17 protein-coding genes are annotated in these 18306 nt (G+C 67.0%); 10 read left to right on the top strand and 7 right to left on the bottom strand.

The window, feature by feature from the left end; translation table 11 throughout:
• Positions 1-5 precede the first annotated feature (5 nt).
• Together ACQ4W4_RS25250 and ACQ4W4_RS25245 are read left to right on the top strand one after the other, a co-directional pair.
• Positions 6-380, top strand: coding sequence for a DUF8785 domain-containing protein (locus ACQ4W4_RS25250; RefSeq protein WP_071078763.1), 375 nt, complete (start codon positions 6-8; stop codon positions 378-380).
• A 265-nt stretch (positions 381-645) separates the two neighbouring features.
• A complete protein-coding gene (locus ACQ4W4_RS25245) occupies positions 646-1599 on the top strand; it encodes a hypothetical protein (RefSeq protein WP_436544286.1) in 954 nt (317 codons plus the stop codon).
• Positions 1600-1609: 10 nt separating this feature from the next.
• Here the strand turns inward: ACQ4W4_RS25245 and ACQ4W4_RS25240 are convergent, their stop codons facing one another.
• Complete coding sequence (locus tag ACQ4W4_RS25240) at positions 1610-4060, bottom strand: coiled-coil domain-containing protein (protein ID WP_436544285.1); 2451 nt, start codon at positions 4058-4060, stop codon at positions 1610-1612.
• Between the two features lie 125 nt (positions 4061-4185).
• Positions 4186-5199, bottom strand: coding sequence for a serine/threonine protein kinase (locus tag ACQ4W4_RS25235; RefSeq protein ID WP_436544284.1), 1014 nt, complete (start codon positions 5197-5199; stop codon positions 4186-4188).
• 104 nt (positions 5200-5303) lie between these two features.
• On the opposite strand from ACQ4W4_RS25235, the gene ACQ4W4_RS25230 reads away from it, so the two are divergent.
• The 6 genes from ACQ4W4_RS25230 (at position 5304) to ACQ4W4_RS25205 (ending at position 11671) form a co-directional block, all read left to right on the top strand.
• The gene (locus tag ACQ4W4_RS25230; protein ID WP_034785080.1) at positions 5304-6002 is read left to right on the top strand and encodes a UPF0149 family protein; all 699 of its coding nucleotides are present in this window, start codon (positions 5304-5306) and stop codon (positions 6000-6002) included.
• A 76-nt stretch (positions 6003-6078) separates the two neighbouring features.
• A complete protein-coding gene (locus tag ACQ4W4_RS25225) occupies positions 6079-7011 on the top strand; it encodes a LysR family transcriptional regulator (protein ID WP_436544283.1) in 933 nt (310 codons plus the stop codon).
• Between the two features lie 160 nt (positions 7012-7171).
• Complete coding sequence (locus ACQ4W4_RS25220; protein WP_436544282.1) at positions 7172-8707, top strand: MFS transporter; 1536 nt, start codon at positions 7172-7174, stop codon at positions 8705-8707.
• Positions 8708-8733: 26 nt separating this feature from the next.
• A complete protein-coding gene (locus tag ACQ4W4_RS25215; RefSeq protein ID WP_436544281.1) occupies positions 8734-9804 on the top strand; it encodes an HlyD family secretion protein in 1071 nt (356 codons plus the stop codon).
• Entirely contained in the window at positions 9801-11240 is a 1440-nt protein-coding gene (locus tag ACQ4W4_RS25210) for an efflux transporter outer membrane subunit (protein ID WP_436544280.1), read from the top strand. The genes ACQ4W4_RS25215 and ACQ4W4_RS25210 overlap by 4 nt, the downstream gene beginning before the upstream one ends.
• Entirely contained in the window at positions 11237-11671 is a 435-nt protein-coding gene (locus ACQ4W4_RS25205) for a hypothetical protein (protein WP_436544279.1), read from the top strand. Before ACQ4W4_RS25210 ends, ACQ4W4_RS25205 begins: the two co-directional genes overlap by 4 nt.
• A 25-nt stretch (positions 11672-11696) precedes the next feature.
• Here ACQ4W4_RS25205 and ACQ4W4_RS25200 read toward each other — a convergent pair whose 3' ends face one another.
• The 5 genes from ACQ4W4_RS25200 to ACQ4W4_RS25180 all read right to left on the bottom strand — a co-directional run bounded on the left by ACQ4W4_RS25200 (position 11697) and on the right by ACQ4W4_RS25180 (position 16662).
• Positions 11697-12485 (bottom strand): ATP-binding cassette domain-containing protein, encoded by a 789-nt coding sequence (locus tag ACQ4W4_RS25200; protein WP_436544278.1) that lies wholly within the window; start codon positions 12483-12485, stop codon positions 11697-11699.
• A gap of 8 nt (positions 12486-12493) precedes the next feature.
• Positions 12494-13546, bottom strand: coding sequence for a FecCD family ABC transporter permease (locus ACQ4W4_RS25195; protein ID WP_436544277.1), 1053 nt, complete (start codon positions 13544-13546; stop codon positions 12494-12496).
• Positions 13543-14469 (bottom strand): heme/hemin ABC transporter substrate-binding protein, encoded by a 927-nt coding sequence (locus ACQ4W4_RS25190; protein WP_436544276.1) that lies wholly within the window; start codon positions 14467-14469, stop codon positions 13543-13545. Before ACQ4W4_RS25190 ends, ACQ4W4_RS25195 begins: the two co-directional genes overlap by 4 nt.
• Positions 14457-15557, bottom strand: coding sequence for a hemin-degrading factor (locus ACQ4W4_RS25185; protein ID WP_436544275.1), 1101 nt, complete (start codon positions 15555-15557; stop codon positions 14457-14459). The genes ACQ4W4_RS25190 and ACQ4W4_RS25185 overlap by 13 nt, the downstream gene beginning before the upstream one ends.
• Positions 15558-15762: 205 nt before the next feature.
• Complete coding sequence (locus ACQ4W4_RS25180) at positions 15763-16662, bottom strand: DMT family transporter (RefSeq protein WP_436544274.1); 900 nt, start codon at positions 16660-16662, stop codon at positions 15763-15765.
• A 316-nt stretch (positions 16663-16978) separates the two neighbouring features.
• On the opposite strand from ACQ4W4_RS25180, the gene gcvA reads away from it, so the two are divergent.
• The gene (gene gcvA / locus ACQ4W4_RS25175) at positions 16979-17923 is read left to right on the top strand and encodes a transcriptional regulator GcvA (protein ID WP_436544273.1); all 945 of its coding nucleotides are present in this window, start codon (positions 16979-16981) and stop codon (positions 17921-17923) included.
• Positions 17920-18297, top strand: a complete 378-nt coding sequence (locus ACQ4W4_RS25170; protein ID WP_436544272.1) for a hypothetical protein — start codon at positions 17920-17922, stop codon at positions 18295-18297. Before gcvA ends, ACQ4W4_RS25170 begins: the two co-directional genes overlap by 4 nt.
• Positions 18298-18306 lie beyond the last annotated feature (9 nt).

Below are 18306 nucleotides of genomic sequence, written 5' to 3'. Positions count from 1 at the left end.
TTAACATGACCCCTACGACCAAAAAAGTCACCTTCGCCTTCGTCATCTTCCTCGTGGCCGGCTTCCTGCTGCTGGCCGCCTATACGTGGATGGCCCTCAGCTTCTCGTACTCGGAAGGCGAACGGGCGGGTTACCTGCAAAAGTTTTCCAAGCGAGGCTGGATCTGCAAGACCTGGGAAGGTGAATTGCTGCTGACGGCGCTGCCGGGCACCATCCCGGAAAAATTCCAGTTCAGCGTGCGCGACGAGGAAGTGGCGAAGCAGCTGACGGCCGCCGCCGGCAAGCGCATCCTCGTCACCTACAGCCAGCACAAGGGCGTGCCCACGCAATGCTTCGGCGAGACGGAATATTTTGCCGATAAAGTGGTGTTGAGCCAGTAATAGAGACAGTAATAGGACCGCAAGTCCAGCAATCCCGCGCCGGCCAGCCATACTCGTGCCGGCGCCCTCCGTCCTCCGCTCCCGCCGCCGGCCCGCTTCAGCAAGCAATGCATGGCGCGCCTCACACATTCTCACTTTCTTATACACTCGCAATTAGTTCTGACTGGAACTTTTCATTGCTGTAGTAAAAATGCACGATGCTTGCGCTAACGCAGCACATCCAGCCAGCCCACCATTAGCGTGTATCACCACTATCGGAAATACCATGCGCATATGCCCCGCCGCCCTGGCCTTGCTGGCCGCCTCGCTCGCCCTGTCCGCCCATGCACAGGATATTTCCGGCATGGCCGGCGCCCTGAAGGTCAACACGACCAATGAGCGTACCTTTGTCGCCGCCATCAGCTACACGCAGCCGGTGGGCGACTACAGCGCCGTCAGCCTGTCGTACATCAACGAGGGACACCCGGAAGACCACCACCGCGACGGCATGGCGGGCCAGGTCTGGCTGCGCACGAAAAAAGTGGAGCAAGGCCTGATGCTGGGCGCCGGCGCGGGCCGCTATTTTTTCTTCGATACGGCCAGGACCGACGACGGCCTGCACAATTTCGACAATGACCATGGCTGGGGTTCCATCGTCAGCCTGCAGGCGCGCTGGCAGTTCGACAACCGCTGGTATGCGCAAGCGCAGCTCAACCGCATCAAGCCGGACGGCAAGGACAACACCACGCACCTGCTGATCGGCGCAGGCTATCGCTACGATGGCGTGCCCGGCGCCAAGCTGCACTTGCAGAACTGGGCCCACGACGATACCTTGACCCTGTCGACGGGCCATACCATCGTCAACAGCTTGCGCTCGGAGTCCTCGCGCCCGTTCACGCTGGAATACCGGCGCGCGGCGGGAAAATACGTGGACTGGACGGTCACCGCCCTCGACGAGGGCGACACGGACCTGGCGCACCGGCGCGGCGTGGCCGCCCAGCTGTGGCTGATCCGCTCGCTCAATGAAAAGGTGGAATTCGGCATGGGCGGCGGCCCCTACCTGGCGTGGGACGGCCGCGACACCCAGGGCCACAGCACGCGCCTGACCGGCTTGCTGTCAGCCGTGGCCCGCTACCACGTCAACCGCCGCTGGGTGGCGCACGTGGCGTGGAACCGGGTGGTGACGGATTACCACCGCGATGCGGATGTCTTGCTGGTGGGGGTGGGCAGGAAGTTTTAAACGTTCCTGCCTAGCGCGAACGCCAGACGGCGCCGGCCGACTCATTCGGCTGCGTCAGGCGCTCGATCACTTCGCGCGTCAAGCTGGCCGAGCTGACCTGTCCGGCTTTCGCGCGGGCGGCGGTCAAGGAGCTGGAAAACGCGCTTTGCGGCTGCTCCAGGCTGGCGCGCAGGGCGGCCAGTTCGCGCTCCTGCTGCTGGGCGCGGGCCGTGTCCCGTTCCAGCAGCAGCTGTTTGGCCTCGGCCATCGCGCGCGTGGTCTCGGCCGCCTTGCGCTGCAGGGCGGCGTGGGCCTGGGCGCTGGCCAGCAAGGCTTGCTGCGCATCGAGTTTTTCGCTGGCTGCCTGCTGCGCGGCCAGTTCCAGCTGCTCGCGCTGGCGCATGGCGTCGAGCGCCTGCTGTTCCACGGCGGCGCGCGCCTCGGCTGCCGCCGTCGCCTGTTTTTCCGCTTCAAGGCGGCCGGCGATGGCTTGCGAGGCACGCTCTTCGGCGCTGCTGGTCTGGCGCTGCTGCACCAGTTTTTGCGCGATCAGGGCCAGCGATTCGCGTTCGGCCGCGACGAAATCGCGTTCGGACGCCAGCAGCGCTTCGGCGGCTTGCGCCTTGTCTTCTTCCACGCGGGCGCGCTCGCTATGCACTTGTCCCAGTTCCACGGCCAGGCGCGCCTGCGCCTGCACGGCTTGGGCGGCAGCGGCTTTTTGCTCGCCTTCGACCAGGGCCTGGTCCATCAGGATGCGGATGGCGTCCGCTTCCTTCTGCGCCGCTTCCTGCAAGGCCAGTTCGGCAGCATGCTGGCGGCGCAGCAGTTCCGCTTGCGCGCCTTCGGCAGCGACGCGTTCCTGCGCCGCGTTGCACGCCAGCGCTTCCGCTGCCAGTTTTTCTTTCAAGGCGACGATGGCGGCTTGTTCGGCGGCCAGGCGCTCCTGCTCCGCCTGCAGCAGCTGCTCGGCCTGCAAGGCTTTTTCCTGCGCCAGTTGCGCTGCCTGTTCCTGCGCGGCTAAAGTTGCTTTTCCGGCATCGACCTCGGCCTGCTCGGCGTCGTTCTGGCTGGCGGCCAGTTCCGCCGCCTGGCGCGCCAGCTCGGCCCGTTCCTGCGCCAGGCTGGCGGCGCGCTGCTGCTCTTCCAGTTCGCGGGCGGCCGCCACGGCGGCCGCCTGCTCGGCCGCTTCGCGTGCCCTGGTTTCTTCGAGAGCCGCCGTTTCCGCTTCCAGCTTGGCATGGCCGGCGATTTCCGCATCCTGTTCCGCGGTGACGCGGGCCAGCGCCACGGCGCGCAGCTGGCGGTCCACCTCGATGCGCGCCTCGGTGGCGGCCAGGATGCGCACGTCGGCGTCGCGGCGTGCCTGCGCGCTGGCTACGGCGACCATTTCCAGGCGCTCGCGGTGGATGGCCGCGTCGCGTAATTCCTTTTCCGTCTGCAGGCGCAAACGCAGGGATTGCGCCGCATGGCGCTCCGATTCCGCCTGCGCCAGCGCGATGGCTTCGCGTTCCTGTTCCAGGTGCGCCAGCGCGCGCGCCTCTTCCAGCGCGCGCACTTCGGCGGCGGCGCGGTTGAAGGCCGATTCCAGCGCGATCTGGTCGGCGCGCTCGCGCTGCACCGTCAAATCCAGCGCTTCGCTTTCCGCTTCGGCCAGCATCTGCGCCGTCTGGCGCGCGCCGTGGGCATGGCGCTCGCGTTCGCGCGCCAGCACGGCGACGCGGGCATCGGCCGAGGCGATGCCCACCATTTCTTCCTTGGCCGCCTGCACGGCGGCGACGCGCTCGACGGCTTGCAGGCGCGCCTGCTCCGTCTGCACCTGCAATTCCTCGGCGGCGCGGGCGGCCTGCTCGGCCAGTTCCGATTGCACGGCCACCTGCTCGCTGGCGCGCAGCCGGCTTTCCTGCTCGGCGCGCGCGCGCTGCTCGGCGGCCAGGCGGATGGCATTGTCGGACTCCACGCGGGCGCGCAGTTCGGCCGTCTCCTGCTTGACGGCTTCCAGGCGGGCCACGCTCGCTTGCGCGGCGGCGCGCATGGTGTCGAGACGTTCGCGGTTGGCGGCAATCGCCTCTTCGGCAGCCTGCGCATTTTGCTGTGCGGCGGCGGCGGCGGCCGCGTCGATGGCGGCGCGGTCCTCGGCCAGCGAGCGCACGCGCGCCTCGGCCAAGGCCCGGCTTTCGGCGGCGCAGGTGGCTTTCGCTTCCGCTTCCACGCGGGCGATCGCCTCGTGGATGGCTTTCAATTCCATTTTCTGACGTTCGGCGGCGGGCGCCTTGGCGTCGGTTTCCGCTGCCGGTTCGGCTTGCGGTTCGGGCATCGCGGCGACGGGAGCGGCAGGGACAGGCACTGGCGCAGGTACGTCAGCCTTGCGCTCCAGGTCCTTGAAATCATGCAGCGAAACGATGCTGTCCTGGTCGAACTCGTCGTCGGCGGAATACGCGACGGTGAGGGAGGCGGCCTGGCGCTGATTTTGCTGTGCTTGCATGATTTCTCGCTTATTCGGGTGAATTCCGTTGCTTATGGGAATTTATTAGCACCATTATCGAGTAAGCACATGCAAATCAGCACTGCAAGAAGAGCGACTTTTACCACGCTTTTCGGGCGTTTAGGTCAAATGGGCCAGAGCGGCGCCTCATCCATCAGGGCAACCTGCTCCCTGAGTTCCAGGATACGGTCCTGCCAGTAGCGCTGCGTGTTAAACCACGGGAAGGCGACGGGGAAGGCGGGGTCGTCCCAGCGACGCGCCAGCCAGGCGGAATAATGGATCAGGCGCAGGGTGCGCAGCGCTTCGACCAGGTACAGCTGGCGCGGGTCGAAATCGCAGAAATCCTCGTAGCCGGCCAGGATGTCGCTCATCTGGCGCACCTGGTCGCCGCGTTCGCCCGACAGCATCATCCACAGATCCTGGATGGCCGGGCCCATGCGGCTATCGTCGAAATCGACGAAATGGGGGCCGGCGTCCGTCCACAGCACGTTGCCGCCATGGCAATCGCCATGCGTGCGCAGCACGGCCACGTCGCCCGCGCGGTCGTAGCAGCGCTTGACGCCGTCGAGCGCCTGCTGCGCCACGCTGGAATAGGCTGCCAGCAGCTCGGGCGGCAGGAAATTACCCTCCAACAAGAACTCACGCGGTTCGACGCCGAACGTCTGGTGGTCGAGCGCCGGGCGTTCCTGGTACGCGGACAGCGCGCCGACGGCGTGGATGCGGCCGATGAAGCGCCCTATCCATTCCAGGGTCGCCGGGTCGTCCAGCTCGGGCGCGCGGCCGCCGTGGCGGGGGAAGACGGCAAAGCGGAAGCCCTGGTACTGGTGCAGGGTGCTGCCGTTGATTTCCAGCGCCGGCACCACCTGGATTTCGCGCTCGACCAGTTCCGAGACGAACGCATGCTCCTCCAGGATGGCCGTGTCGCTCCAGCGCGCGGGACGGTAAAACTTGGCCACCAGGGGCGCGCCGTCTTCGATGCCCACCTGGTAGACGCGGTTTTCATAGCTGTTCAGGGCCAGCAGACGGCCATCGCCGCGCAAGCCCACGCTGCCGAGGGCGTCGAGCACGCAGTCGGGGCTCAGGGCGGAAAAGGGATGGACGGGCCGGTCGTCCTCGTGCGGCTGGTTTTCATTGTGCATAAGCGACATTGTAAGGCGCGCGCGGGCCGCCGGTGCAAACACTTCGGTGATGAAGCGCCGCAAGGCGTATACTGGCGGCTTACATTCAATACAAAGAGCAAGCCATGCAACTCGAACAGCCATTATCAGAAAAAGAATTCGACGAATTAGACCAATTCCTGTTGTCGGAGCGCTGCTCCGAAGACGCGATGACCATGGATATGCTGCACGGCTATCTGACGGCCGTCGCCATCGGCCCGGAACCGATCATGCCGGCCGAGTGGTTGCCGCGCGTGTGGGGCGAAGATGCCGAAGATGCGCCGAAATTCAAGAACAGCAAGGAAGAAGAACGCATCGTCAACCTGATCATGCGCTTCATGAACGAAGTGCTGGTGACGTTTGAAGTGGCGCCGAAAGAGTTCGAAGCCCTGTTCGTCGAGCACGACTACGAAGGCCAGACCCTGATCGACGCCGAAGCCTGGTGCTGGGGCTTCTGGGACGGCATGGAGCTGCGTCCGGGCTCGTGGAACGAGATCTGGGATTCCGAAGTGGCCGAGCTGATGCAGCCGATCTACCTGCTGGGCGCCGACGAAATCAAGGAAGAAGAACTGAAGCTGGTGGAAGATCCGGTCAAGGCGCACAAGCTGGCGCAGGAACTGGAAGCGAACCTGCCGGCCATCCACCGTTTCTGGGTCCCGCGCCGCAAGGCTCCCGTGCAAACCATGAAGCGCGAAGAGCCGAAAGTGGGCCGCAACGACGACTGCCCTTGCGGCAGCGGCAAGAAGTTCAAGAAATGCTGCGGCGCCGAGCCGGCAGCCGAGTAATACCGCAGTAGCATCCATCTGCGCCGGCGTCCTGCCGGCGCAGCGCCGACGTTGGCCCACCGGCTATAATCGCCGCATGAAACTCCCCGACCTGAACCTGCTCGTCGCCCTCGACATCCTGCTCGAGGAAGGCAGCGCCGTGGCCGCGGCGCGGCGCATGAACCTGAGCGCGCCAGCCATGAGCCGCACCCTGGCGCGCATCCGCGACGCCATCGGCGACCCCGTCTTCGTGCGCTCCGGGCGCGGCCTGGCGCCCACCCCGCGCGCGCTGGAATTGCGCGAGCAGGTGCGCGGCGTGGTGGAGCAGGCGCACGCCATCTTCACCTCCGGCCGCGAAGTGGACTTGCGCACCCTGGAACGCACCTTCAGCCTGTGCGCCAACGACGTGTTTGTCGGCGCCTACGGCGGCAAGCTGCGCGACCTGCTGGCCATCCATGCGCCGCACACGGTGCTGCGCTTCGTGCCCGAGGGCGATGGCGCCACGGAAAACGACGCCCTGCACGCGGGCCGTATCGACCTGTACATCAGCGCGCGGCGCGCCTTTGCGCCCGACATCAAGCTGCAGCAGCTGTTTACCAGCGGCTTTGTCGGCATCGCCCGCAGCGACCACCCGCTCTTCGACGGCCCCATCAATCTGGACAGCTTTACCGAATACGAACATATCAGCGTGTCGCGGCGCGGCCTGGCGCGTGGCCCTTTCGACACGGCGCTGGCCGAGCGCGGCTACACGCGCAGAGTGTCCCTGATCAGCCCCAACTTCCAGTCCGCCATCTTCGCCGTGGCCGATTCGCGCCTGCTGCTGCCGCTGATGCCCACGCCCCTGCTGGCCATCGTCGAGCGCCTGGGCTTGAAGCTGCGCACCTTCCAGCTGCCGATCCCCGTCGACAGCGTGGAAGTATTCCAGGCCTGGCACCCGCGCCTCGATCACGACCATGCGCACCGCTGGCTGCGCCGCATGATCAAGGACTTGTGCACGGGGTCAGACCCTTGCGGGTCTGACCCCAGCTGAACCCACCCGCCAGACGCCAAACCCAACGACTAAGAGAGACCGGGGGCCGCCCCCATTCATCATTGCACCAGACGCAATTCAAAGTTCATTAATTATCAATTTTCACAAGATTAACGGCTACCTATACTGCGTGGACTGATTCTCATCCACGGAGTTCCCTGTGTCCGCTGTACTGCTACCCGGCGCCGTCCCGACGGTGCCGCCTCCCCCTTCACCGCCCGCTCCCCCAGTTTTCGGCCTGCGCCTGGCCACGGGCCTGGCCGGCGTGCTGCTGGCCGTGCTGGTGTCCGGCCTGAATGAAAACATCACCAAGGTCGCGCTGGCCGACATCCGCGGCGCTATGGGCATCGCGCGCGACGACGCCAGCTGGCTCGTCGCCCTGTATGCGGCCGCCTCGGTATCGGCCATGGCGTTCGCGCCGTGGTGCTCCGTCACCTTTTCGCTGCGCCGCCTGACGGCCGCCGCCATCATCGTCTGCATGACCGCCGGCGTGCTATGCCCGTTCGCGCCGAACCTGTCCGCGCTGATGGTCCTGCGCGTGGTGCAGGGCGCGGCCGGCGGCGCCCTGCCGCCCATGCTGATGACGGTGGCGCTGCGCTTCCTGCCGCCGAACATCAAGCTGTATGGCCTGGGCGGCTATGCGCTGAGCGCCACTTTCGGTCCCAGCCTGGGCACGCCGCTGGCCGCCTTCTGGACCGAGTACCTGGGCTGGCAATGGGCCTTCTGGCAAGTCGTCCCGGGCAGCATCGCCGCCCTGCTGATGGTGTCGTGGGGCTTGCCGCAAGACCCGCTGCGCCTCGAACGCTTGCGCCAGTTCGACTGGCGCGGCCTGCTGCTTGGCCTGCCCGCCATCTGCATGCTGGTGGTGGGATTGCTGCAGGGCGAGCGCCTGGCGTGGTTCGCGTCGCCGCTGATCTGCGTGCTGCTGGGCGGCGGCCTGTTGCTGCTGGTGCTGTTCTTCATCCACGAATGGTCGCATCCGCTGCCGTTCTTCAAGCTGCAGCTGCTATCGCGGCGCAACCTCAGCCACGCCCTGCTGACCTTGGGCGGCGTGCTCTTCGTGCTGCTGGCCGTGATCCTGATTCCCTCGTCCTACCTGGCGCAGGTGCACGCCTACCGCCCGCTGCAGACGGCGCCCGTGATGCTGATGGTGGCGCTGCCGCAGTTGATCGCCCTGCCGCTGGTGGCCGCCCTGTGCAATCTCCGCGCCGTCGACTGCCGCTGGGTGCTGGCCATCGGCCTGGCCCTGCTGGCCCTGTCCTGCGTGCTCGGCGCGCGCATGTCGCCCGACTGGATACGCACGCATTTCTACCTGCTGCAGGCGGTGCAGATCTTTGCGCAACCGATGGCCGTGATTCCCTTGCTGCTGCTGGCCACGACGGGCCTGGCGCCGCAAGATGGCCCTTTCGCCTCGGCCTGGTTCAACACCATCAAGGGCATGTCGGCCGTCGTCGCCACCGGCGTGCTCGATGCGCTGATCACGCGCCGCAACCATTTTCATTCGACGGTGCTCAGCGAACGCCTGGGCAACCTGCCAGCCAGCGTGGACATGGCGGGAATTGCGCAGCGCATGCATGCGCAAGTCGTCACCCTGACCTCGTCCGACCTGTACCTCATTGTCGCCGCCATCGCGCTGGCCATGATTGTGATCATTCCCATCCTGCCGACGCGCGTCTATCCGCCGCGCGCCGCCTGACTTTTACTTCAAGAAAGAGCTTCACCATGCAAACACCCATACTGCGCTCGCGCGCCTTTCTTCTCGGCCTGGCCCTGCTGGCCTGCGCCCTCGCCTTTTGTGCCTGGCAACTGCTGTTCGCCCGTGGCGACGAACAAGCCACCGACGACGCCTTTGTCAGCGCCGACTACACCGTGCTTTCCCCCAAGGTGGGCGGCATCGTGCGGGAAGTGCTGGTGGAAGACAACCAGACTGTCAAGGCGGGTCAGCTGCTGGCGCGCATCGACGACCGCGATTACCAGGCCGCCGCCGCCTCGGCCCGCGCCGAGGTAGCCGGCGCCGAGGCGCAGCTGGACTATGCCCGCGCCACCTTGCAGCGCCAGCAATCGGTGATCGAACAAGCCAGCACCCTGGTCGACGCCAACCAGGCGGAAGACAAACTGGCGCAGCAGGAACTGGCCCGCTCGACGCACCTGGCCGGCCAGGGCGCGGGCAGCGTGCAAAACGCGCAGCAGGCGCAGTCGCGCTTCGACGTGAGCCGCGCGCGCCTGGCGCAAAACCGCGCCGCCCTCGTCGCCACCCGCAAGCAGACGGACATTTTGCAGGCGCAGCAAGGCGCGACCGAAGCGGCCCTGCTGCGGGCCCGCGCCAGCCTGCAACGGGCCGAACTGGACCTGTCGCATACGCAGCTGCGCGCCCCCATCGACGGCATCGTCGGACGCCGCGCCGTGCGCGTCGGCGCCCTGGTGGCGCCCGGAGCCAGCCTGATGGCCGTGGTGCCCCTGAACCGCAGCTTCGTCGTCGCCAACCTGCAGGAAACCCAGCTGACGCACGTGCGCCAGGGCCAGCGCGCCAGCATCGCCGTCGACGCCTATCCGGACGTGCTCCTGCGCGGCACGGTGCACAGCATCGCCCCCGCCACGGGCGTGACGTTCGCCGCCATCGCGCCGGAAAACGCCACCGGCAACTTCACCAAGGTGGTGCAGCGCATCCCCGTCAGGATCGCGCTCGATCCCGGCCAGGATGGCGACGCCCGCCTGCGCGTGGGCATGTCGGCCGAGGTGCGCATCGATACGGCCATGCGTCGTCAAGAACTGAAGCAGGTGAGCGCGCGATGAAAGCACTGATACTCTTCACGGCCCTGGGCCTGGCCGGCTGCGCCAGCGTCGGCAGCGACTTCCAGCGCCCACTCAACGACCTGGGACAGCAATGGCGCCAGGCGGAGCATGCCCGCTTCGCCGCAAGCGAGGATGGCGCCATCGAGCAGCGCTGGTGGGACAGCTTTGGCGACGCCACCCTGTCGTCGCTGCTGCAGCGCGCCGCCGGCGCCAACCTCGACGTATTGGCGGCGGCCAGCCGTCTCGAGCAAAGCCGTGCCGCGCGCGGCGTGGCCGGCGCCGCGCAAGGCCCGTCGCTGGGTGCGAATGGCAGCTATGGCCGCGCGCGCAACAGCGAGCAAGGGCTGAGCGACCCGTCGCGCCACAACGGCCAGTCCGCCTACAACCTGTGGCAAGGCAACCTCGATGCGGCCTGGGAGCTGGACTTGTGGGGCCGCGTGCGGCGCGAAGTGGAAGCGGCCGACGCGCGGGTCGACGCGGCCGTGGAAACCCAGCGCGGCGTGCTGCTGGCCGTGCTGGCCGAGACGGCGCGCGACTACATCGAGCTGCGCGGCGCGCAGCAGACCCTGGCCATCACGCAGCAGCTGCTCGATATCGCCCGCCATACCTTGGAACTGACGCACATCCGCCTGCGCGAAGGCGCGGCGACGCAGCTCGACGAAGCCGAGGCGGCGGCCCACGTGGCCACCATCGAGGCGCGCCTGCCGCCGCTGCAGCAGCGCGAAGCGCGCCTGGGCAATGCCCTCGCCCTTTTGCTGGCGCTGCCGCCGCAATCCCTGCAGACGGAACTGGCGGCGGGCAAGGACATTCCCGCTGTGGCCATGCAGGTGCAGCTGGGCGTGCCGAGCAGCCTGGCCGAGCGGCGTCCCGACATCCGCCGCGCCGAAGCGCAGCTGCACGCGGCCACGGCCGCCATCGGCGTGGCGCAAGGCGATTTTTATCCGCGCATCACGCTCTCGGGCAGCGTCGGCCTGCAGGCGATGCAGCTGTCCGACATCGGCTGGGACGCCAAGCGCTTCGCCTTCGGCCCCGGCTTCAGCGTGCCCCTGTTCGATGGCGGCCGCCTGCGCGGCAACCTGCAATTGCGCGAGGCGCAGCAGCAGGAAGCGGCCATCGCCTACCGCCAGACGGTGCTGGCCGCCTGGCACGAGGTAGAAGATGCGCTCTCGGGCTACCAGGCCAACGCCCGCCGCCAGGCCAGCCTCGACGCAGCCGTCAAGCAGGGACGGCGCGCGCTGGGCAGCGCGGAACTGCAGTACCGCCAGGGCGGCACGGACCTGATCAACGTGCTGCATGTGCAAAACACCTTATTGAACAACGAAGCGGCGCTGGTCGACAGCCGCGCCACCGCCTCGCTGTCGCTGGTCCAGGTCTACAAGGCGCTGGGCGGCGGCTGGCAAGCCTTCTCAACCCCATCGCAAGGAAGCACGCCATGAAACCGAATCCCGCACATTTTTCCATCCACGACGTCAGCGACTTTCCCATCGTGCGCTTTCGCCCTGAAACGGCCGTCGACGGCTATGCCCCGCTGTGGGAAAACGACATGGACGCCCTGCTGCGCCATGGCGAACCGTTCGTCATGCTGTTCGAAGAGGAACGCGGCGATGAAGCGCACATCGACCGCAGGCGCCGCGGCCTGTGGCTCAAGCATAACAAGGCAGCGCTGGCCGCCCTGTGCCGTGGCCTGGTATCGGTCGAGGAAGATGCGGAACAGCGCGCGCGCCTGCAGGCCATGGCGGCCGGCGCCATGAAGGCCTTCGGCATCCTGCAGGAAGTGGCCGCCACGCGGGAACAGGCCGATGCCCTGATGGTGTGGCTGCTGGGCAGCGGCCAGATGGCGCGGCCGCGCGCGGCGGACGTGTGGTGATGAATTGATTGAGCGAGTGAGTCCGTCAGGCTGCCCTGCGCACGGCGCTTCTCGCGGGAATGACGCACACGTGGCCCTCGCTGCTGGTCGCCGTCGTCAGGGCGATGCCGTACAGCGCGGCCAGGGCGGGCACGGCGCCCGCATCGCTGGCGATATCGGCGACCAGCTGGCCCGAACGCACCAGCAGCAGCCGCTCGAAACCGAGCAAGGCGTGATTGATGTCGTGCAGGATGGCGATGACGGCATGGCCGCGCGCGGCGCAAAACTGCTGCAGGCTGTCGAGCAAATCGAATTGCAGGCCGGGATCGAGCGCCGCCAGCGGTTCGTCGACGAGGATCAAGCCATCCTGTACGTCCCACATCTGCGCGAAGATGCGCGCCAGCTGTACCCGCGCCTGTTCGCCGCCGGACAGGGTGTCGAGGCGCCGCCCCAGCAGATGCGCGGCGTGCGCCAGGGCGGCCGCGTCCTGCACGATACGCCCCAGCTGCGGGTCGGCCAGCCGCGCCACCCGCCCCAGGCCGATCACCAGCTCGCACTGCAGCCCGAAGGCCACGTTCGAGCCTTGCGGCAGGACGGCGCGGCGCAGGGCCAGTTCGGCCAGCGGCCACCGCGCCAGCGGCCGGCTGGCGAATACCACCTGGCCCGCCTGCGGATGCAGTTCGCGCGCCATCAGTTTCAACAGGGTCGACTTGCCCGCGCCGCTGGGGCCGAGGATGGCGACGCGCTCGCCGGGTGCCACCTGCAGATTGAAGGGGCCGAAATACTGCTGGCCCATTTGCGTGGTGGCGAAGGAGAGTTCCAGTATCGGCGTCATGTTCACCTCTAGGCGGTGCCGTGGCGGAAGCGCCGCAACAGCATCAGGAAAAATGGCCCGCCCAGCAAGGCCGTGAAAATGCCGACGGGGACTTCCGCGGGAATGGCGACCGTGCGCGCCAGGGTATCGGCCAACAGCAACAGCAAGCCTCCCATCAGCATCGCCAGCGGCAGTACCTTGCGCTGGTCGGCGCCCAGCCAGGTGCGCACCAGGTGTGGCGCGATCAGGCCGATGAAACCGATGCCGCCGCACCAGGCGACGGCAAACCCGGTCAGCACGGCCACCAGTACGATCACCTGCGTGCGCAGCCGGCCCACGTCGATGCCCACGTGCAGCGCCTGCGCCTCGCCCAGCGCCAGCGCGTTCAATGAGCGCATCAGGAAGCGCGTGGCCCACAGCGCGCCGGCCAGCACCAGCAGCAAGGCCGCCACCTGGCGCCAGCTGCCGGCCGACAGCGAGCCGAGAGTCCAGAAAGTCAGGGTGCGCAGCTGGTCGTCGCTGGCCAGGTAGATGCACAGGCCCATGACGGCCACCGTGATGGCGTTCAGCGCCACGCCCGTCAGCAGCAGGCCGACGATGGAACCGGGCGTGGCCCAGCGGGCGACACGGTCGAGCAGCACGCAGATCAGCATGGCGCCGCCGAACGCGGCGGCGGGCAGCAGCCACACGCGCAGTTCGGGCGCCACGTGCAGGCTGGCCGCGAAAACGATGGTGGCCGCGCCCGCGCAGGCGGCGCCGCTGCTCACGCCCAGCAAGCCCGGATCGGCCAGCGGATTGCGGAACAGCCCTTGCGTCAGGCCGCCGGCCAGCGCCAGCGCGGCGCCGATCAGGGCGGCGAACAGGGCGCGCGGCAAACGGATATGCCACAGCACATACGCGCCGCCGGACAGCGCCTCGTCGCCCGCTTGAAACGGCGCCAGCCAGTCCGCCAGGGTCACCGGCACGGCGCCCGCCTGCACGGCGACGAGCAAGCCGCCAGCCAACGCGGCGGCCAGCAGACCGCCGGCGCCCCAGCGAGGCCAGCGCCAGGGCGCGGCGGAGACCAGGGCCGCCACGTTCATGCGGCCATGGCTTGGGAGAACGCGGCGTCGAGTTCGGCCAGCGCCTGCGGCATGCGCGGGCCAAAGCCCAGCAGCAGCATGGCTTCCTGCGAGACGATGCGGTGCCTGCGCCCGGCCGGCGTCTGCGCCAGTCCTGGCAATTTCAAGATGCCGTCCACGCCGCCCGAGGCTTTCAAGCCCTGGTCGGTGACCAGCACGATGTCCGGCCGCGCGGCGATCACGGCTTCCGGCGTGAGCGGCTTGTAGCCGGCGAATCCGCCCTGCCCGCCCATCACGTTGACGGCGCCCGCATACGCGAGCATGGCGTCGGCGCCCGTCTCGCGCCCGCCCACCATCACCTGGTTCGGGGCATGAGCGAGGATGAACAGCACGCGCACGGGCGCATGCTGCCGCTGGCGCACCTTGCCCAGCGCGCCGTCCCACTGCTGCTGCAAGGCTTGCGCCAGGCGCGCGGCCGGATCGGCGCGGCCCGTGATCCGGCCCACCTGTTTTACCCGGTCCAGCAAGCCTTCGAACCGGTTGTTCGCATTCAGTACCGCCACCGGCACGCCCGCGTCACGCACCTGGCGCAGCACCGCTTGCGGCCCCGCTTCCTCGGTGGCGATCAGCTGCGTGGGGGCCAGCGACAGCACGCCCTCGGCCGACAGGGTGCGCGCATAACCGACCTGCGGCAGTTGCTGCGCCACAGCCGGATACAGCGAGGTGGTATCGACGCCCACCAGTTCGCCCTGCGCCTCGAGCGCATAGACGATTTCCGTCAGGGCGCCGCCCACGCTGACGATGCGCCGCGCTTTCGCCACAGGCTTGCCCGCGTCGGCCACGGCCGCCAGCACCTGCATCGGCGCGGCCAGGGCCAGCGCGCCCGCCCCCATTTTTTTCAGCGCGATGCGGCGCGCCACGCTGGCGGCGATCATGCGGCGCATAGCTCGCCCTCCTGCGCCACCCTGTCGACGATGTGGCGCCATTCGCACAATTCATGCACGCCCGGCTTGCGTTCGCCGAAGAACATGACGATGGTGTCGCCCTTCGCATCGAACAGTTCCACGGAGGTCACCAGGCCATCGACGGTCGGCTTTTTCACCACCCAGGCGCTGGCGATATGGTCTTCGCGCAAATGCAGATTGAAGCGCTGGTCGAGCACATTGATCCACGGCCCCATCACGGCGATCTTGTGCACGGGTCCCGAATGGATCTGGATCATGCCGGCATTGCCGACGAAGGCCATGATGGAGACTTTTTCAAGGGCCGCATCGTTGAGCAGGTCGAGCACGCAGGATTTATCGATCTGCTGCACGAAGCGCGCCTCGGCCAGGCGCAGGCCTTGCAGGCGCGACACCGCATATTTTTTCAGCACGGTGAAAAATTCGTGCGTGTCGCGCAAGTCGGCCCAGGCGGCGCGAAAACCGGCCACGTCGATCTGCGCGTCGGGCAGTTCCGCCGCCGGCGGCGCCGGCGCCGTCACCGCGATGCCGGCCGACTGGTCCGCGTCGGCAAAATGCGTCACCAACGCGTCGTAGGCGGCCAGGTCGCTGTGCGGCTTGAGGAAAATCTTGTGCACGGCATGGCCGGCCGCATCGAAAAACTGCAGGCTGCGCTGCACTTCCTTCTCGCCCGCGTTCACCTCGCGCACGGCAAAGCCATGCGCCCACTGGCGGTAAAACACGCGCAGGTCGATGTCGCCGCCCAGCACCAGGCCCACATGGTTGTTGTGGCTGGCCTTGCGGTAGACGCCCGTCTTTTCATGCACGCACGAGGCGTTGCGCGTCAGCGCCATGACTTCGCCCAGCGGCTCCAGCGCGGCGATGATGGCGGGCCAGTCGGCCTGCAGGCGCACGGCGCCCAGCAAGGCGCCATTGGCCAGCGACAAGCCCGCATGCGCGGCGATCAGCTCGCCTTCGGCTATGCCCAGCTCCTCGGCGATGTCGCGGTGGCGGGCCTTCTTTTCGCGGCGCAGGCGGGAAAAATCGCTGGCGACCAGCTCGGTATTGCAAATGGGGAACGTGCTCGACACGGTGTCTCCTTTCAAGGCGAACACTGGCTGGCACGGGCTGGCTGGTGAGGGGGGAATCTTGCAGTCAATTATAAATGAGAATCATTCGCAATCAAGGCTTATTTGCGTGAAATAAATGGCGCGCAAAAAAAAGCGCCGCGACAGGAAACCCGTCGCGGCGCAAAGGAGACCGATCGGTATTGCCGATCAGTTCGGAAAAAAAAGGTCAGGCACTGGCCTGCACGCCCGGCATGGACGCCGCCTTGGGTGCGGGCCGCTGCGCCAGCAAGACCACGGCGGCCAGCACCATGGCGCCGCCCAGCAATTGCGTGCCGCTGACGGATTCCTTCAGCAAGGTCACGCCGAAGGCCATCGTGATGACGGGTTCAAACGTGGAAATGATGGACGCCTTGGCCGCGCCGATCTGCGCCACGCCGGCAAAGAAGGCGGCAATGGCGATGGCCGTCGAGAACAGGGCGATGGCGCTGACGGCCAGCCAGCCCGTCGCCGTGCCCGGCAAGGACACGCCTTGCCACAAGGCAATCGCGCTGTTCGACAGGCCGGCGGTGCCCAGAATCACCACGCAGGCGGCCAATGGGTGAATATTCTCGCGGCTTTTCGACAGGCTGTTGCCAAACAGGATGTACACGGCGTACACGCCGGCGGCCATCAAGGCCAGGGCGATGCCGATGGGCTGGCCCTGCAGCTTGCCGCCCAGGGTGATGGCCATGCCGGCGATGGCCAGCGCCATCAGCACCAGCATGCGCCGGTCCAGCTTTTCCCAGCCCAGCGCCAGCGCCAGGATGGTGACCAGCACCGGATACACATACAGCAGCATGCCGCACAGGCCGCTGCTGGCATACATCAGGGCATTGAAATAGCCTTGCGACTGGGCCGTGTACATCAGGCCCATCAGCATGTAGCCTGCCAGCAGGCGGCCACGCGGCAAGCGCCAGCCGCCCAGCCACACGAGCGGCAACAACAGCATGGCAGCGATAACGAAACGCAAGGCCAGCATGGTCGACGGGTTGACCCCGGACGCATAGGCCGCCTTGGCAAACACTGCGGAACTGCCGAAACCGGCGGCCGACAGCAACACCAGCGCAACGGCGCGGCGATCAGACATGACTAAACCTCTTAGAGTACACCTGGGCAAACCTGCTGCGCGTCGCGCTTTGCGGCCGGCGATGCTCACCGTACTGAAGTACGGTTGCGCTTCTCAGCCACAAATCACTGCCGCTCGCGACGGTTTTCCCAGGCGTTGTAAATATTAATACCAAGCAAGGCTGGAAGGTGATGCGTGCGTGAAATGCATGCGTGAATCCTATTGCGGGTCACTTCACGCAGTGACGGCATCATATTCGCTTGCGCAAAACGAAACAAACCAATATTCTTCACGGATAGGCCGAATATTACTGAGGCTCAATTCTCTTAAGAACGCCATGTCACGTCCCTTGCCACCGCTCGCCGCCCTGCACGCCTTCGAGGCGGCCGCCCGCCATGAAGGCTTCCAGCGCGCGGGCGAAGAATTGCACGTCTCGGCCGGCGCCATCGGCCATCATGTGAAGCAGCTCGAAGCGTGGCTGGGCATCGTGCTGTTCCAGCGTCTGCCGCGCGGCGTGGTGCTGACCAGCGCCGGTCAGCGCTATGCTGCCTCGCTGGGCCCCATCCTCAACCAGCTGGCCGACGTCTCCGAGCAGGCACGGCGCCAGGGCGACGACAAGGTGGTGACGGTGACGGCCACCAGCTCGCTCGTCTCGCGCTGGCTGATGCCGCGCCTGGGACGCTTGCGCGACCGCTATCCGCAGATCGAACTGCGCGTGCTGGCCTCGATGCACCCGGTCGACCTGGCGCGCGATGGCGTGGACGTGGCCATCCGCCTGGGACCGGGCCGCTATCCGGGCCTGAAAGTCGATTTATTGATGGAGGAATGGTTTTCCGCCGTCTGCAGCCCCGGTTTCCGCGCCAACGCGGCCAGCCTGCGCCAGCCGGCCGACCTGCTGCGCTATCCGCTGCTGCACGACGAGCCGGAAGTACACCTGCCCGGCGAAATCGACTGGGCGCGCTGGCTGCACAGCTGCGGCGTGCATTACAGCGGCAATAGCGGCAACAGCGGCGCGCGCTTTTCGCACACGTATCTGTGCCTGGACGCGGCCGCCAGCGGCCAGGGCGTGGCCATTGCCGCCAGCCCCCTGATCGGCGACGACCTGCGCTCGGGCCGCCTGGTGCGCGTGTTCGAACACGCCGTGCGCGGCCCCCACTGCTATTATCTGCTGCGTTCGCCCCAGGCGGAAACGCGGCCCCTCGTGCACGCGTTTTGCGAATGGCTGATCGCCGAAGCGCGCGCCGACCAGGAAACCGTCTGGCCTACCGTGGAGACAGCATGACGACACACGAACTGGCGCGCAGCGCCGACTATATTGTCCAGCACGAATACGAACAGGCCAGGGTGACGGCCGTCGATGGGCGTCACGCCAGCCTGGGCGAATTCTATGGCGACCCGGCCGTGGCCTTGATCGACTTCAATGAGCAATGGTGCGCCGTGGCGGGCGAGGGATTGGTGCTGTGCCGGCTGGAGCAGCCGTTCGGCCGGTGCGAAGAATATTTCCGCCAGCCAGGCGAAGTGCGCTGGATCACGGCTTTAAGGCAAACGGGAGCGTTTGCGCTGGAGTGGCGGGACGAGGATGAGGTTTGGCACAGCCTCGATTTCGACTTTGAAACGATTGTAACGGAAACTTCGCGACGCCCCGCAAAACCGTAGCGAGCGGAA

The organism is Janthinobacterium glycogeni, assembly GCF_051380725.1.
In the GTDB taxonomy this organism is placed as follows: Bacteria; Pseudomonadota; Gammaproteobacteria; order Burkholderiales; family Burkholderiaceae_D; genus Janthinobacterium.
This window is presented reverse-complemented; position numbering and strand designations above follow the sequence as displayed.

Coding starts and splice junctions, on each gene's coding strand:
- ACQ4W4_RS25250 (WP_071078763.1), top strand. CDS start 6: ATGACCCCTACGACCAAAAAAGTCACCTTCGCCTTCGTCATCTTCCTC.
- ACQ4W4_RS25245 (WP_436544286.1), top strand. CDS start 646: ATGCGCATATGCCCCGCCGCCCTGGCCTTGCTGGCCGCCTCGCTCGCC.
- ACQ4W4_RS25240 (WP_436544285.1), bottom strand. CDS start 4,060: ATGCAAGCACAGCAAAATCAGCGCCAGGCCGCCTCCCTCACCGTCGCG.
- ACQ4W4_RS25235 (WP_436544284.1), bottom strand. CDS start 5,199: ATGCACAATGAAAACCAGCCGCACGAGGACGACCGGCCCGTCCATCCC.
- ACQ4W4_RS25230 (WP_034785080.1), top strand. CDS start 5,304: ATGCAACTCGAACAGCCATTATCAGAAAAAGAATTCGACGAATTAGAC.
- ACQ4W4_RS25225 (WP_436544283.1), top strand. CDS start 6,079: ATGAAACTCCCCGACCTGAACCTGCTCGTCGCCCTCGACATCCTGCTC.
- ACQ4W4_RS25215 (WP_436544281.1), top strand. CDS start 8,734: ATGCAAACACCCATACTGCGCTCGCGCGCCTTTCTTCTCGGCCTGGCC.
- ACQ4W4_RS25210 (WP_436544280.1), top strand. CDS start 9,801: ATGAAAGCACTGATACTCTTCACGGCCCTGGGCCTGGCCGGCTGCGCC.
- ACQ4W4_RS25205 (WP_436544279.1), top strand. CDS start 11,237: ATGAAACCGAATCCCGCACATTTTTCCATCCACGACGTCAGCGACTTT.
- ACQ4W4_RS25200 (WP_436544278.1), bottom strand. CDS start 12,485: ATGACGCCGATACTGGAACTCTCCTTCGCCACCACGCAAATGGGCCAG.
- ACQ4W4_RS25195 (WP_436544277.1), bottom strand. CDS start 13,546: ATGAACGTGGCGGCCCTGGTCTCCGCCGCGCCCTGGCGCTGGCCTCGC.
- ACQ4W4_RS25190 (WP_436544276.1), bottom strand. CDS start 14,469: ATGCGCCGCATGATCGCCGCCAGCGTGGCGCGCCGCATCGCGCTGAAA.
- ACQ4W4_RS25180 (WP_436544274.1), bottom strand. CDS start 16,662: ATGTCTGATCGCCGCGCCGTTGCGCTGGTGTTGCTGTCGGCCGCCGGT.
- gcvA (WP_436544273.1), top strand. CDS start 16,979: ATGTCACGTCCCTTGCCACCGCTCGCCGCCCTGCACGCCTTCGAGGCG.
- ACQ4W4_RS25170 (WP_436544272.1), top strand. CDS start 17,920: ATGACGACACACGAACTGGCGCGCAGCGCCGACTATATTGTCCAGCAC.